Here is a 13,334-nt window from a genome sequence, read left to right on the forward strand (position 1 = left end):
TCCGAAGTGTTTAAAAGGCGCTCCCTAATACCCAATTCCAGCGACCGGTAGTTATGCCGGCCGCTGGAGAGGTCTGTTAGACAGAATTTGCAACAAATCTTTCCGGCTTACAGACAAGGAGTAATTCAATATCGTTTTTAAATCTATTTTTTGAGAAGCATCCAAAATTTCTATCCCTACAATCTTGCCATCTTCCGTAGTGTCAAGATTTATTCCTTCTATAATTTCTATCACACCATCCGGTTTTTTATTACTTAATTTGATATAAAGAGTATCTACATCCTTATCGTAATAAATTTTCATCTTTTTCTCCTTTTCTTTAAGGGATAATTAGTGATTACTACTATCGTATCATTTTCTACACTGACTACAATTTTTAGGGGGAACTTTTGACCTGGCACTTCCTGGATGATTTCGTGCTTCCCCGGACATAAATTTTTCTTTTTCAGGATATTTTCAATTGTCGATAAAGAAATCCTGTATAATTTAGCTCTTCTCTTTGCATGACGAGAAAATTTTATTTTCATACTACAATGTCACAGAATCGGCCATGTCACTTAAGCCCCAGCACATCGTGCATGTCGTAAACCCCGGGAGCCCTGCCAACCACCCAGAGGGCGGCCCGCACCGCTCCCCGGGCAAAGGTGTCCCGGCTTGCCGCCCGGTGGGTGAGCTCAATCCGTTCCCCGGGCCCGGCAAAGAGCACCGTGTGTTCGCCCACGATCTCCCCGGCCCGGATGGTCTGAATGCCGATCTCCCTCCGGGGACGCTCGCCGATGATCCCCTCCCGGCAAAAACGAAAAGTGGAATCGTCCCAGCCCAGGGTCCGGGCGATAACCTCGGCCAGGGCCAGGGCCGTGCCGCTCGGGGCGTCCTTTTTCATGCGGTGGTGAGCCTCGACGATCTCGATGTCGAAGTCCTCGCCCAGGATCCTGGTGGCGATCTCCACCAGTTTGTAAAGCAGGTTTATGCCCAGGCTCATGTTGTAGGCCTGAACCAGAGGGAAACTTTTCCGGGCCAGCTCGTGGACCTCCGCCAGTTCCTCTTTGGTAAAGCCCGTGGTCCCGATCACCATGGCCTTTCCGTAGCGGGCATTGAGGCGGGCGTGCGCGAGCGAGGCCGTGTGAAAGGTGAAGTCTATGATCACATCTCCCTTCTCGATGACCTTTTCCAGGGAGTCCTCCACCACTATTCCGGTCTTTTCGGGGAGCCCGGCCACCTCGGCCACATCCTTTCCCACCGCCGGGCTTTCCGGACGCTCGAAGGCCGCGACCAGTTCGATACCCCCGGTCTTCACGATGTTGCGGATTATGGTGGATCCCATCCGTCCGGCCGCTCCGGCCACTATGGCTCTAACCATCTCCTTCCCTCCTCAATTTTTTCTTTCATAGATCACCCGAAAAGCAGGGCCCGCTTCACCCCGGGAAACCCCTCAAGGCTTGCCGCTATTCGGCGCAACTCCTCTTCCAGAATCTTCCGTCTTCGACGGGAAAGATCGGCCCGAAAAGGCATCTCAGCTTTCCACCAGCTTGTATTCCGCAAGCACGGTCCGGAGCTTTTCCACATTGGCCTCGCTCATGGGAGCCAGCGGCAGCCGTACCTCCGGGCTGGCGATGCGTCCCATGAGAGACAGCGCGGTCTTAGCCGGTACGGGATTGGTCTCAAGAAACATGGCCTTGAAGAGGGGATAGAGCTTGAAGTGCATCTTCCGGGCCTTGTCCCACTGCCCCTTGAGACAGGCCTCCATGAAACGGGACATCTCCCGGGGCACCACATTGGCCGCCACGGAGATGACCCCGTGCCCCCCCAGGGCCATGAGGCTGAAAGCCGTAAAGTCGTCCCCGGAAAGGATCCGGAACCTGTTTCCGGTAAGGCGCATGATTTCGGTGGCCTGCCTCATGCAACCGGTGGCCTCCTTGATCCCGACGATGTTCTTTATTTTGGCCAGCCGGGCCACCGTCTCCGGAGCGAGACTCACCGAGGTCCGGCCGGGGACATTGTAGAGGATGATGGGGATGTTTACCTCCCTGGCCACCGCTTCGTAGTGGCGATAAAGCCCCTCCTGGGTGGGCTTGTTGTAGTAAGGGGTCACCATGAGCACCGCGTCGGCCCCCATCTCCTTGGCCATCCTGGTGAGCTCAATGGAGGCGGCGGTGTTGTTGGTCCCCGTGCCCAGGATCACCGGGACTTTACCCTTGGCCTCCTCCAGGGCGATCTCAAAGAGCCGGGCCTTTTCCTCCTTGGTCAGGGTGGCCGACTCCCCGGTGGTGCCCACCACCACCAGACCGTGGGTCTTCTCCTTGAGGTGCCAGCGTACCAGCTCACGGAACCCCTCCTCGTCCACGGCCCCGTCGCGGAAAGGGGTTACGATGGCCACGATGGAACCCCTGATGTCCTCCGGCCCGAAGGTCTTACACCTTTTTCTACCACACGGCATGGGTGACCTCCTTATCGCTTATTTTCGCACGATGCTTCGCGGGGGAATCACTCCCGGCCCCGCGGTGACATTGGGGAGAATGTAGCTTCCCGGCCCCACCAGGGTGCCGGGGTTGGTGACGCTGTTGCATCCGGTCTGCACGCCGTCGCCGAGCACCGCCCCGAACTTGCGAAGCCCGGTGTCGTAGACCTCCCCCTCAAGACGCACCTTTATGTGGCCCCGGGCCAGTTTCAGGTTGGCCAGTTTGGTGCCGGCCCCCAGGTTCACCCCCCGGCCCAGGAGGCTGTCCCCCACATAGGCGAAGTGGCCGGCCTTGGCCCCGTCCAGGAAAACCGCCCGCTTCACCTCGGTGGTGTGTCCGATCACGCATCCCTCTCCGGCGAGCACCTCTCCCCGGACATAGGCCCCCTGGCGCACCTGGGTGTTCGGCCCGATCCAGCTCGGACCGTAAATGAGCGCCCCCGGTTCCACCACCACCCCGGGAGCCAGTTCCACCTCCCGGTCCATGAGGATGGCCCCGGCGTGAAGCACCGCCCCGCGGATCTCCTCCCCCCGGAGGTAAAACCTTCCCTCCACCGCCTCCACCTCGCTCAGGGGAATGACCTCGCCTTCGCAGAGGATCACCCCCCGGGGAAGCGGCTCCCGCAGGGGCACCCCGGAGGGAAGGGGCCTTATGTGTTCGCGAAGATAGGCCGGAAGGCGTTTCAGTACCTCCCAGACGAAGACGCACCCCTCAAAGAGAACCCGGTGCCTGGAAAGGGCCCCGATGTCAAAGAAGTCCTCCGGCCTCAAGTTCATTTTCTGAGAAACTCGGAAAGGGGTTTTCCTACTTTTACCAGACCCAGGTCGGTAATTTCAAGCACCCTTACGGAGGTGTCGTGCCCGCAGAGACGACAGCCGTCGATGCGGAAGAGCCTGAGAATCGAGCCCGGGGGGAGTCCGTAGGCAGAGGCACTGCGGGCCGAAAGGAGGAGTTCCTTCGAGAGAACCATGGTGCAGTCCACGATGTGGCCCACGGCGTATCCCCCGGCGGCCTCGGCGGAAAGTTCCTCGTGGGCGCTCCTTTTTTGAGAGACGAAAAGGGCGGTCTGGTGCCACTTCTTACAGAAGGTGTAAAGGGCCCGCACCACGCTCCGGGCCATCATCTCCCGGGCCTCGTAGAGTCCGGTGACCGAGTCTACCACCGTGCGATTCACCCTGTAGGTGCGATAGATGTGGGCCAGGGTGTCCATGAGGGTGGGGAGATCTTCCCGCAGGCGGTGATAACTCGCCGCATCCAGGAGCACGAGTCGATCCTCGAGCCCGGAAAAGTCAATCCCCATGGCCCGGGCCCTCTCCTCGAGTCCCTTCACCACGAAAGGGGCCGGTGTCTCCACGGTCACGAAACAGACCCTTTCCCCGAGAGCGGCCTGTTTTACCGCGAACTGTTCGGCCATGAGGCTCTTTCCGGTGTCGGGCATACCGGTGAGGTTCACCACCGCTCCCAGGGGAATGCCCCCCAGGGGTTTCCGCGCCGGCCGTCCCTCCTTCCATTCCACGCGAAAAAAAAGCTCGTCCAGCCCCTCAACCCCAGTGGGCACCCCCTTGAGAGGCGGGGCCTTGGTTGCGGCCTCGGAGGGGCGCAGAATGGCCTCGGAGATAATTTCCCTTTCCATCCCCCGATCCAAAAAATTTGACTTGTCGGATATCTTTAATGTATCATAGAGAAAAAAGATCACCAAGGAGAATTGATTGGCGGAAAAGAGGCGATATCCCCGATTTTATTTTGAATGTGTACGGGCTTATCTTCCGGGGAAAGCAGAGCCCCTGAGAGTAACCGATCTCTCCCTTCAGGGCTGTTTTATCGAAATGGAAGATCCTCCCCCTCCCGGTACGGTTCTGAGTTTTGAGATGGAGCTTCCCAACATCGGGCGCATTCCGGTAAGAGGAATGGTGCTTCATCAGGGTGGGCTCGAGCCCAAGGGGGCCGGTATTCTCTTTCTCGAGATAGAGGGAGAATTCCATCATGTTTACGCCAAGTTTCTCAAGGCCCTCCAGTTCATAGAAGAGGCCCGAAAGATCTACGAGAAGTTGCTTGCCTCCGAAGAGTGATAGGGATCTTCGCGCTCGTTTTGGGATTGATCCTCGGAAGTTTTCTCAATGTGGTTATTTATCGTCTTCCCCGAGGACTTTCACTGGTAAGACCTCGGTCCTTCTGTCCCCGATGTAAACATCAACTCCGGTGGTATGAAAATATTCCCCTCTTCTCCTATCTTCTCCAGAGAGGACGCTGTAGAAGCTGTGGGGCTCCCATAGATATTCGCTATCCTCTGGTGGAGACGCTCTCCGGTCTCCTCGCCTTTTATTTTGTTTCCAGATACGGCATTGCCCCGGCTGCGGTAGGATTCTATAGTTTTTCCTTTCTTCTTCTCGCCGCCGCTTTTATCGATCTGGAGCACCGTATTATCCCGGACGAGATCACCCTGGGCGGTATCCCCGCCGGTCTGATCTTCTCTCCCTGGAATCCTCTGGCAGGCCCCGGAGAGGCCCTGCTGGGGGCTCTCTGCGGGGCCGGAGCCTTCTACCTCCTGGGGGAATACTACCTGTGGATAAGAAAACGGGAGGGCCTAGGTGAGGGAGATTACAAGTTCCTGGCCATGATCGGGGCCTTCCTCGGCCCCGTGAACCTTATTCCGGTGATCTTTATGGCCTCCCTCTGGGGGGTTTTCGGGGTCTTAATTACCGGTCTTTTCAAGAAAGAGAAAATATCCGGCGGGTTAGCCCTTCCGTTCGGTCCCTTTCTTAGTCTTGGAGCCCTTTCCGTGGTGATGTTTCCTAAACTGACTGCATTCCTATTTCCGTCGATCCACTAAGTAAATACTTCCGGGAACTCTTTTGACATAATGTTTGAGCTGGGCCGCTATGGCCGCCACCTCCCCGTAGTGGTGAAATCGATCCTTCCACACCGGCACGATAGCAATGGATACCGAGGGCCAGGGCATCCGGCACAAAACACCCTGCCGATCCGTGGTAACTAGACAGCCCCTCTCCCTGTCTTCGGGATCCACAAAATTAATGATAAGCTGATCAAATTTCTGAATAATCTCCCTGGACATCTTTTCGGCTACCTCAAGAGGAACCACAAAAACGAAGTCGTCCCCTCCGATATGCCCCACGAAGCCCCGGGGGCCGGCGTAAAGGTCCACGGTGGTGACCAGGATCCGCGCCAGCATCCGGATGACCTCGTCACCGCGAGAAAATCCGTAAGCATCGTTGAAGGGTTTGAAGTTGTCCAGATCCACATATCCCACAGCCCAACTCTCTTCGGACCGGATAACCTCCTCAATCTTGCGGAGGATGGAGGTGTTCCCGGGAAGACCCGTGAGGGGATTGTTGTCCGCCAGACGCTCCGAACGCACGAAGGCCAGCTCCACCCTTGAGACCACCTCTTCCTCCGAGGCCCCCTCGCACAGAAAATCGTCCACGAAGTAGTTTTGCCACTGAATATGATGGAGTTTCTCCGGCTCGATAATCAGGATTACAGGAAGTGTGGCCAGGCTGAGATCACACTTGAGGGCAAAAACCAGGTCGTGGACCAGGTCGGGTTTTAAAGCCTCGGCCACCAGAAGAAGATCCGGAAGGTTGAAAAGTACTTTCTCACCGGCCTCCTCTATGGTGGAGAAGATCTCCACCGCATACCTTTTCCTTCGAAGGGCCTCAACCCATCGGGTATAAGGAAGGGTTTCCGGACTAAGTAGAAGCACTCTTCGCACTCAGGGCCTCCCTGATCTCCTCGGTAAAAAAACGCAGTTCGTAAAACCGGACCTCCAGTTCCGGCCAGAGGGCGGAGAGGTCCTCCCGGGAAAGCGGCACCAGCTTGAGGGTCTTCTCCTCCGGCTCCGGCACCCAGGGATCCCCGGCAAAACCGAACCCCCGGGCCCGCACCAGAAGATCGGCCATCTGCACCACCGCGGTCTCCACCGGAAAGTTCCTGGCCCTATGCACCTCGTGATGAAAACTTACCGGCTCGATGAGCCGTTCCGGAAGGTTCCAGCGGTTGAGGAGATACCCCCCCATCTCGGCGTGATCCATGTGCAGGATCTCGGCCTCGGCCTCGCGCCAGGGGATCTCCCTCTCGTTCACCATCTGCTGGATGTTCCTGTATTCCTCAAGAAGAGTGGCCCGTTCCACCACCTTGCCCAGATCGTGAAGCAGGCCCGCGGTGGCCACCTCCTCGGGCTGATCCAGCCCCAGGCGCCGGGCCAGCAACCCGGAAACCATGGCCACCCCCAGGGAATGCTCCCACAGGCCCACATCCCGGCTCTGCATCATCTCAAAGATGGAGGCGGTGATCACCAGGGTGCGGATCACATTGAACCCCAGAAGCACGATGGCGTTTGAGACCGTGGATATGCGGCGGGGAAAACCGTAAAAGGCCGAATTGACCAGTCGCAAAACCTTACTGGTCAGCACCTGATCCTTCTCGATCACCGCGGCTATCTGGGGAGCGGAGACGGTCTCGTCCCCGATCATCCGCGTAAGCTTGGCCACTATAGGGGGAAGGGTGGGAAGCCCCTCAAGCGTACGGAGTTTCTTCTTTACCTCGCGCCTTTTGTCGTCAAGCATGCTCCGCCTCGGCGGCCTGGGCCTTAAGAAAGGCCTCAAGCGTTTCTTTCACCGTCTTAAGGAAGGGATGCCGCGCCCGGGAGAACCGCTTCTCGAGTTCGGAAAGTTCCTCCTCAAGGGTCTTCTCCCAGGGAAACTCCACCGGTCGGCCCTTCACGGTAACGAAACGCACGCCCATCCGGTAGAATCTTTCCAAGAGATCCTCCGTGAGACGGGTTCCCTCCGGGCAGAGGACGCGGCCTTTTTCGTCCCTCACCTCCTGAGCCACTATCATACCCGGTTTTACATAGCTAAGGGGCAGTCTCTGCATTCCTCCTCACTCAAGCGGTGGGGTCAAATCCAGGGCCAGGGCCCTTTCCAGAGCGTGCCCGAAGGAGAGCACCCGGGCGTCGGCCAGTTGCGGCCCGATGATCTGAAGCCCCACCGGAAGTCTTTCCCCGGTAAATCCCACCGGAAGACTCAGTCCGGGAAGTCCGGCCAGGTTCACCGGGATGGTGTAGATGTCCGAAAGATACATCTTCAGGGGATCGTCGGTCTTCTCCCCCAGGCGGAAGGCCGGGGTGGGGCTGGCCGGCATCAGGATGAGGTCCACCCCGCGGAAGGCTTCCTCGAAGTCCCGCATGATGAGGGTGCGCACCTGGGAGGCCTTGCGATAAAAGGCCTCGTAATAGCCGGCCGAAAGGGCATAGGTGCCGAGCATGATCCTTCGTTTCACCTCCGGACCGAAGCCCTGCGAGCGGGTCTTCTTGTACATCTCGATAAGCCCTCCGGCCTCGGCCCGGAATCCGTACTTGACTCCGTCGTAACGGGCGAGGTTGGAGCTGGCCTCCGCCGGGGCGATGATGTAGTAGGCCGGAAGGGCGTATTCCAGATGGGGAAGGGAGATTTCCCTCACCCGGCAGCCCAGAGACTCCGCCGCCCGCACCGCCTCCTCGATCACCCGGCGAACCTCCTCGGAAAGCCCCTCGCCGAAGGCCTCCCGAGGAAGCCCCAGGGTCATCTCCCGGGGACTTTCCGTGAGGGCACCCAGGTAGTCGGGCTGAGGCTCGGGCCAGCAGGTGGAGTCCCGCCCGTCCGGCCCGCCGGTGACCTGAAGCAGAAGGGCCGCGTCGGCCACCGTTTTCGTGAGAGGTCCGATCTGATCCAGCGAGGAGGCGAAGGCCACCAGCCCGTAACGGGAGACCCTTCCGTAGGTGGGCTTGAACCCCACCACCCCGCAGAAGGAGGCCGGCTGTCGGATGGAGCCCCCGGTGTCCGAACCCAGGGCCCCGGCGCAGAGGTCCGCCGCCACCGCCGCCGCCGACCCCCCGGAAGACCCTCCCGGAACCCTCTCCAGATCCCAGGGATTGCGGGTGGGGAAAAAGGCCGAGTTCTCCGTGGACGAGCCCATGGCGAACTCGTCGAGATTGGTCTTGCCCAGGATGATCGCCCCCGCGGCCTTGAGCCTTTCCACCACCGTGGCGTCGTAGGGAGGCACGAAGTCCTCCAGGATCCTGGAGGCACAGGTGGTGCGCACCCCGCGGGTGCAGATGTTGTCCTTGACGGCCAGGGGGATCCCCAGCAGGGGAAGATCCTCGCCGGAAGCCCGGCGTCGGTCGGCCTCCTCCGCGGCCCGGCGGGCCTCCTCCGCGGTTACGGTGATGTAGGCCCGGATCCTTCCGTCAAGCCTCTCGATACGGGAAAGGAAGTGGTCCACCAGCTCCCGGGCGCTTAACTCCCCGCGACGCAGCCTTTCCCGCCACTCAAGAAGCGAAGACCTCTCCATCACCGCCTCCTTTTTATCCCTTGATTACCCGGGGCACCACGAAACTGGTTCCCTCCCGTTCGGGGGCGTTTTCCAGGATCTCCTCCGGCGGAAAGGATTCCCGGACTTCGTCGTCCCGAAAACGGTTTTCCAGACGCAGGGCGTTGTAGGTGGGTTCCACCCCGGAGGTGTCCACCTCCGAGAGTTTGGCCACATAGTCCAGGATGGAGGAGAGTTCCCGGGTGAAACGCTCCAGCTCTTCCCCGGAAAACTCGAGCCTGGCGAGATGGGCTACATGCTCCACCTCTTCGCGCGTTATGGCCATGGGAGACCCCCTCCTTTCGAGGGCTTTTTACTCTTTCTTTAGCATGTTCAAAGGAGCACTACAAGAGACGCTATTCCCAGAGGAGGTCCAGGACCGTATCCACTACCTCCCCGGGATTCCGGGCGAGCACGCGGATCATGGGTTCCTTGCCCAGGTCTCCTTCGTCGGCAATGATGTCCGGCACATAGCCCAGACGCCGGCAGACCGTGGTCACCGCCCAGGAAAGGGTACCTCCCTCGCGCCTTTTGACCTCCGGAGGCTCCTCGGAGCGGGAGAAGAAGGCCACGCGGAGACCCCTTCGGCGGGCCTTCTCAAGCAAGGCGGGATCGTAGCGGATGTTCATGGCCGCCCGGCGGGAGGGATCGAAGCGCATGGCCGAAAGCACGATGCGGGCCACATGGCTTGAGGCCCCGAAGCGTGGACAACCCACGATCCGGGCCGTCTCGCCGTAGGCCACGATGCGTCCGGGGAAGGCGGCCACCTCCGAGACCTCACGGGCGTAGGGAAGGGCGTAGGCCAGATTGCTCTGAACCTCGGGGATCAGGGGACGAACCGGATGGGAACAGAACCTTTCGGCCGCGGATACGAGTTCCTCGAGGACCCTCCGTCCCTCGGCCATCTTTTCCCAGAGGGATAGGGCCTCGATGTGAGGGGAGTTCCGGTGTCGGGCCGCCCGGAGGGCCATTTCCACCAGGGACTCGGCCCCGGTCACCGCCCCGGCGAGCTCCTCTCCCCGGGCCAGCAACCCGGCCACGACGCTGGAAAGAAAACATCCCGTGCCCCGGAAGGCCCCGGGAATCCTTTCCCGTTCGAAAACCAGCTCTCGGGTCCCGTCGAAGAAGAGGTCCCGGATCCTCTCCGCGTCCCCGTGCCCTCCCTTGAGGAGCACGGCCCGTGGGCCGAGGGCCCTCAGGGCCCGGAGGGCTTCGGCTTCCTCCCCGGGACGGATGGGCCGGCCCAGCATGGCCTCGGCCTCCGGAAGATTGGGGGTGAGGAGGGTCACCCGGGGAAGGAGGCCTTCCCTCAGGACCTCCACCAGGCCCGGTTCGGCCAGAGGAAGGCCGCTTGAGGCGGAAAGAACCGGATCGAGGACCACCGCGGCCCGGAATTGGGAAAGGGCCTCGGCCAGGAGGCGGGCGTTTTCCTTCGTGCCGAGCATTCCTATCTTTATCACCCCGGGGGAGAGTCCGGAGAGGGCGGCCCGAAGGGCCTCGGAAAAGAGCCCCGGAGGGACCGGCTCCCAGGAGAGGGCCCTTTCCGGGGTCTGCACCGTTAAGGCCGAGGGCACCGCGGTGGCGTGCACTCCCAGGAGCGCGAGCACCCGGAGGTCCATCTGAAGTCCCGCCGCCCCGCTGGGATCCGAACCGGCCACCACGAGGACTTTCATCTATTCTCTTCTCCTACACTTCTAAGAGTTTCGACCGTTTTTAACGGATCTTTCAAAAACTGATAGATTTTGGTGATAGGTTTGAAATGAGCTTTGTGGTAATAAATCGCATCCTGAATAATGTCCTCCAAAATATTGATAGAAAATAAAGCATATCTAGTTTCATTCAAATCACTTTCTTTTATTGATGATTTATATAACCCTGAATTATCGTCATAATAACTATCTATCAAGCTTAATAACTTTTTTACTTTATCTTCTAATTCTCTCAACTCATTTTCTTCAAAACTTGCGATTTTTGAATAAAGAAAGTCCAAAATATATGTTAGTTGACTTATTTCTTTGAGTTCAAGTTTGAGAGCTTTATTAATATAACTTAAAGCATAAATAAACCACAATTTGACATTTTCTGGGATTCTTTTTAAATGGTCCAATATAAAACATACCTCGAAGAATCCTTTTAATGTTTTGGGGAGAATTTTAACTAATCTTTCTTCATCAATCACTTTTTCCAACTTCTTCGATAGATGATTTTGCCATATGTTGATAAGTTCATGCTGAAAATTAAGAATGAAATTTTTGGCTTCTATTACTTGAATAATAGAGTGTAATGTTTTATCTTCCTTAAACAGCTTTTCAAATTTTTCTTTAGGAACTCTATAAGCTTGTCTACTACCCCATGCCGGAACAGAGTCTATCATCCCATTTTCTGCTATCCATTTTGGTTCAATAAGAGCATACTTGGCGGAAGGCTTGAGAACATAAAGAAAAAGCCTGTCAGAATATGGTTCTCTAATTTCTCCTCGCTTTTTACTTACTTTGGAAATTTTAAAATCAAAAAACTGTAAATCTTCTTTTTCAGCATACTGAAATTCTATAAATAATTGTTTCTTTTCTCCGACATATACTACAAAATCAGGCTCTCTGGTTATACCTCCTTTTCTTAAAAACCAAAGAAATTTATCTCCTCCATATTTTTCTACTTTTAGATCGGATCTTTTAAATTTTTCTTTTAGCTTGCTTTCTAGCCAATCCTTTATTTCTAACTCTGCTATTGCTTTCTTTTTCATATCTTTTCTATATTCCAGATATGTTCTGGCTTTTATATCACTCGATTGAGCATATATTAATTTTGGATCTTTTTTATCGCTCAACATTTTATAATAATCTTTGTTGGAAATTTTTAATACGAGTCACAGCTTCTTCGGCAATCTCTTTATTTATCTCATAGCCGATACCATTTCTTTTTAAATCTCTGGCCGCCACCAAAGTGGTGCCAGACCCCAAAAAAGGGTCCAAAACTGTCTCTCCTACATAACTGTAGGCTTTTATTAATCTATATGGCAATTCGTAAGGAAAAGGAGCGGGATGGTTACGATTATCTCCACTTTTTTCGGGTTTCATTAACCATACATCCGACTTTTTGATATCTATCCAGAACTCTTTATCAAGTTTAGAAGCCTCTTTCTGCTCCGTAGTCAAATGAGAATATTTCTTATAACCCTTAGGAGCCGGTTTCTCAAATTCTAAAATAAACTCGTGGGCATAGTTTATAAGAATGTTCCCGGGATATGGAAAAGTACCAAAATGGGCTTTTACAGAATTCGTTTTATGCCATATAATCTCTCGCCTAAAAATAAAACCTATATTTTCACAAATATCTATTGTTCTCCCAACAATATTCAAACTTCTAAATCCATCTTCTGTTCTTATTGGTAAATTCATAATGTTTATAAAAGCCTTTCTTCCAGGTTGAAGAACCCTATAAACCTCTCTCCATACTTTAGAAATTTCATTAAACCACTCATCTAAATCATGAATATTACCTAAATCTCCATCTAGTGGATTTTTAGAATAAAGTTTCGCATTAAAATAGGGAGGTGAAGTTATCATTAAGTGAACAGAATTATCACCTATCTCTTTCATTTCTCTGGCATCCTTAACATAAACAATCTGGACTGTATCGTTTACCGAAATTATATTTTGTTCGCTTATACCATTTTTATTATAAACATTTCTGGACAATTTAATCTTACCTTCTATTTGTTTGACATCATTCAAATCAAACCTATATTGACCACTAGCCGCTCTAAAGGCTCTAAGTTTTCCAATTTTGACTAAATGGTGCACTTGTCTAACCGTAATTCCTAAATATTTGGCAACTTCTATTGCTGATAGATATTTTCTCTTTTTGTAATCATCCATTTTTTATAACTCTCTATGCAGGTTTCCCCTCAGTAGTCCTCATTTTTTAAAACCAATTTTACACTGAATAGAAATGGTGAAAACAGATTTTTTGTCGGGCGTGTGAAATTTTGAGAGGAGTCCAACCGGATTCGCAAAGATATTTCGGACATATGCCCCCCCTCCCCCACATACCCCTTCCTTTCGGGAGGGGGCAAGGGGACAACCCCTCCCTTTGGCAAGGGTAATTGAAGCCGAAAAGTTAAGCCCGAAAGATAAAAGACCCCGCGAATTCGTTCTTCCTCTTCTATCCTTCACCTCTAGCTGGAAATTTAATTTGCCAAAAAATTGGAAATTTGTAATTCTATTACCTGAGGTATAGACCGGATGCGGGGGTGACATCATGGATCTCAGGGAGATAAAGGCCGACAAGGTGGTGGACGCCAGGGGAGTGGCCTGTCCGGGGCCTCTTCTTGAGGCCAAGCGGGCCATGGTGGAGGTGCCTCCCGGGGGGATCCTCGAGGTGCTCTCCTCGGACGAGGGCACCAAGGACGATCTCCCCCTCTGGGCCGAGAATGCTGGGCACGAGTTTCTGGGGGTAATAGAGGAAGCCGGATACTGGCGGCTTTTCGTGCGTAAGGCCGCGGAATAA

17 protein-coding genes are annotated in these 13,334 nt (G+C 54.9%); 3 read left to right on the top strand and 14 right to left on the bottom strand.

Annotation, left to right across the window (positions count from 1 at the left end; genetic code table 11):
* Positions 1–51 precede the first annotated feature (51 nt).
* From K3767_RS01605 to K3767_RS01630, 6 genes are all read right to left on the bottom strand, one after another.
* A complete protein-coding gene (locus tag K3767_RS01605) occupies positions 52–303 on the bottom strand; it encodes a DUF2283 domain-containing protein (RefSeq protein ID WP_221171821.1) in 252 nt (83 codons plus the stop codon).
* Entirely contained in the window at positions 300–527 is a 228-nt protein-coding gene (locus K3767_RS12230) for a DUF4258 domain-containing protein (protein WP_221171822.1), read from the bottom strand. Before K3767_RS12230 ends, K3767_RS01605 begins: the two co-directional genes overlap by 4 nt.
* Positions 528–553: 26 nt before the next feature.
* Positions 554–1,360 (bottom strand): 4-hydroxy-tetrahydrodipicolinate reductase, encoded by an 807-nt coding sequence (gene dapB, locus K3767_RS01615; RefSeq protein WP_221171823.1) that lies wholly within the window; start codon positions 1,358–1,360, stop codon positions 554–556.
* 153 nt (positions 1,361–1,513) lie between these two features.
* Positions 1,514–2,437: a 4-hydroxy-tetrahydrodipicolinate synthase gene (gene dapA, locus K3767_RS01620; protein WP_221171824.1), complete on the bottom strand. Its 924-nt coding sequence runs from the start codon at positions 2,435–2,437 to the stop codon at positions 1,514–1,516.
* 18 nt (positions 2,438–2,455) lie between these two features.
* Positions 2,456–3,235: a glucose-1-phosphate thymidylyltransferase gene (locus K3767_RS01625; RefSeq protein ID WP_370630426.1), complete on the bottom strand. Its 780-nt coding sequence runs from the start codon at positions 3,233–3,235 to the stop codon at positions 2,456–2,458.
* Entirely contained in the window at positions 3,232–4,092 is an 861-nt protein-coding gene (locus tag K3767_RS01630) for a KaiC domain-containing protein (RefSeq protein WP_221171826.1), read from the bottom strand. Before K3767_RS01630 ends, K3767_RS01625 begins: the two co-directional genes overlap by 4 nt.
* Positions 4,093–4,168: 76 nt before the next feature.
* Between K3767_RS01630 and K3767_RS01635 the strand changes: the two genes are divergently transcribed.
* Positions 4,169–4,528 carry a PilZ domain-containing protein gene (locus K3767_RS01635; RefSeq protein WP_221171827.1) on the top strand — a complete coding sequence of 120 codons (360 nt, stop codon included), beginning with the start codon at positions 4,169–4,171 and terminating at the stop codon, positions 4,526–4,528.
* The gene (locus tag K3767_RS01640) at positions 4,525–5,289 is read left to right on the top strand and encodes an A24 family peptidase (protein WP_221171828.1); all 765 of its coding nucleotides are present in this window, start codon (positions 4,525–4,527) and stop codon (positions 5,287–5,289) included. The genes K3767_RS01635 and K3767_RS01640 overlap by 4 nt, the downstream gene beginning before the upstream one ends.
* On the opposite strand, the gene K3767_RS01645 is transcribed toward K3767_RS01640, so the two are convergent.
* The 8 genes from K3767_RS01645 to K3767_RS01680 all read right to left on the bottom strand — a co-directional run bounded on the left by K3767_RS01645 (position 5,269) and on the right by K3767_RS01680 (position 12,703).
* Complete coding sequence (locus K3767_RS01645) at positions 5,269–6,189, bottom strand: diguanylate cyclase domain-containing protein (RefSeq protein ID WP_221171829.1); 921 nt, start codon at positions 6,187–6,189, stop codon at positions 5,269–5,271. The genes K3767_RS01640 and K3767_RS01645 overlap by 21 nt on opposite strands.
* Entirely contained in the window at positions 6,167–7,042 is an 876-nt protein-coding gene (locus tag K3767_RS01650; protein ID WP_221171830.1) for an HDOD domain-containing protein, read from the bottom strand. The genes K3767_RS01645 and K3767_RS01650 overlap by 23 nt, the downstream gene beginning before the upstream one ends.
* Positions 7,035–7,352, bottom strand: a complete 318-nt coding sequence (locus tag K3767_RS01655) for a hypothetical protein (protein WP_221171831.1) — start codon at positions 7,350–7,352, stop codon at positions 7,035–7,037. The genes K3767_RS01650 and K3767_RS01655 overlap by 8 nt, the downstream gene beginning before the upstream one ends.
* 6 nt (positions 7,353–7,358) lie before the next feature.
* A complete protein-coding gene (gene gatA / locus K3767_RS01660) occupies positions 7,359–8,807 on the bottom strand; it encodes an Asp-tRNA(Asn)/Glu-tRNA(Gln) amidotransferase subunit GatA (RefSeq protein ID WP_221171832.1) in 1,449 nt (482 codons plus the stop codon).
* Positions 8,808–8,820: 13 nt separating this feature from the next.
* Positions 8,821–9,111 (bottom strand): Asp-tRNA(Asn)/Glu-tRNA(Gln) amidotransferase subunit GatC, encoded by a 291-nt coding sequence (gene gatC / locus K3767_RS01665; RefSeq protein ID WP_221171833.1) that lies wholly within the window; start codon positions 9,109–9,111, stop codon positions 8,821–8,823.
* 70 nt (positions 9,112–9,181) lie between these two features.
* The gene (locus K3767_RS01670) at positions 9,182–10,498 is read right to left on the bottom strand and encodes a thiamine-phosphate synthase family protein (RefSeq protein ID WP_221171834.1); all 1,317 of its coding nucleotides are present in this window, start codon (positions 10,496–10,498) and stop codon (positions 9,182–9,184) included.
* The gene (locus tag K3767_RS01675; protein ID WP_221171835.1) at positions 10,495–11,655 is read right to left on the bottom strand and encodes a hypothetical protein; all 1,161 of its coding nucleotides are present in this window, start codon (positions 11,653–11,655) and stop codon (positions 10,495–10,497) included. The genes K3767_RS01670 and K3767_RS01675 overlap by 4 nt, the downstream gene beginning before the upstream one ends.
* A gap of 1 nt (position 11,656) precedes the next feature.
* A complete protein-coding gene (locus tag K3767_RS01680) occupies positions 11,657–12,703 on the bottom strand; it encodes a DNA methyltransferase (RefSeq protein WP_221171836.1) in 1,047 nt (348 codons plus the stop codon).
* Between the two features lie 382 nt (positions 12,704–13,085).
* On the opposite strand from K3767_RS01680, the gene K3767_RS01685 reads away from it, so the two are divergent.
* On the top strand, positions 13,086–13,334 hold the full coding sequence (locus K3767_RS01685; protein ID WP_221171837.1) for a sulfurtransferase TusA family protein: 249 nt from the start codon (positions 13,086–13,088) through the stop codon (positions 13,332–13,334).

Source organism: Thermosulfurimonas sp. F29, from assembly GCF_019688735.1.
Classification (GTDB): domain Bacteria; phylum Desulfobacterota; class Thermodesulfobacteria; order Thermodesulfobacteriales; family Thermodesulfobacteriaceae; genus Thermosulfurimonas_A.